Annotated in this window: 1 protein-coding gene and 1 pseudogene; one reads left to right on the top strand and one right to left on the bottom strand. The window is 65.7% G+C overall.

The genetic code is table 11. The annotated features are described in order from the left end of the window. Positions 1 to 87: pseudogene (locus ABGB16_RS33865) on the top strand (IS5/IS1182 family transposase); the annotation flags it as partial. 55 nt (positions 88 to 142) lie between these two features. Here ABGB16_RS33865 and ABGB16_RS33860 read toward each other — a convergent pair. Next, positions 143 to 819, bottom strand: a 677-nt coding sequence (locus tag ABGB16_RS33860) for an IS5 family transposase (RefSeq protein WP_347672119.1), incomplete at its 5' end; no start/stop codon positions are given.

Raw genomic sequence — 819 nt, 5'->3', positions numbered from 1 at the left:
AACGTCAGCCTGTGCCCGTGGAACATCGGCAGGATCACCGCGGCGGCCCTCGTACTCCTGCACATCGAGCACAACCGCACAACCTGATCACCCAACGCCACGACCCGTTACGCGGAAAGGCTCACTGGACCCGATCGCCGGGTTAGCTGGCATGCTCTTGTCCCCTCAGCCTTTCAGCATCAGGTAAGCCATTCGACCCAGGAACCTCCCTCCAAGTCCCTCCCGGCTGAACCGGGGATACAACAGGGCGCCTCGCGGCGCACAGCGTCCTCTCCACCATCCACCTGCGTGGGAGGACCTGGAAGCCCTTGACGTCGTCGGTGCGCTTGACGATCTCCAGCAGGATGCCGAGCTGCTCTTTCGCCCAGGTCAGCAGAGTGGAGTCGATGCTGTTGGCATACCCGCCGTCGGCCCAGACGAGGGCGATGGTGGTGAAGGTCTCGGCCAGTCGTTGCAGGATCCGGCGGCCGCCGGGACGGTCGTTGACCGAGGCGGAGGTGACCATCACGACCAGGATCAGCCCCATCGTGTCCACGACCAGGTGCCGCTTGCGGCCGGTGGTCTTCTTGCCCATGTCGAACCCGCAGCATTCGCCGCCCTCACTGGATTTGATCGACTGGGCGTCCAGCACCGCCGCTGTCGGCTCCGGCTCACGACCGGCCGCGACCCGCACCTGCCGGCGAAGCTCGTCGTGGATCGCGTCCCACGTCCCGTTCTTCCGCCACGTCGTGAACCAGCGATGTGCCGCGTCCGGCGGCGCCAGATCGCGAGGCATCATCCGCCACGGACAGCCCGACCGCAGCACATAGAAGATCGAAT

It is taken from the genome of Micromonospora sp. B11E3 (assembly GCF_039871625.1).
In the GTDB taxonomy this organism is placed as follows: domain Bacteria; phylum Actinomycetota; class Actinomycetes; order Mycobacteriales; family Micromonosporaceae; genus Micromonospora.
Note: the sequence above shows the minus strand (reverse complement) of the source record. Positions and strands in the feature narration are given on the sequence as shown.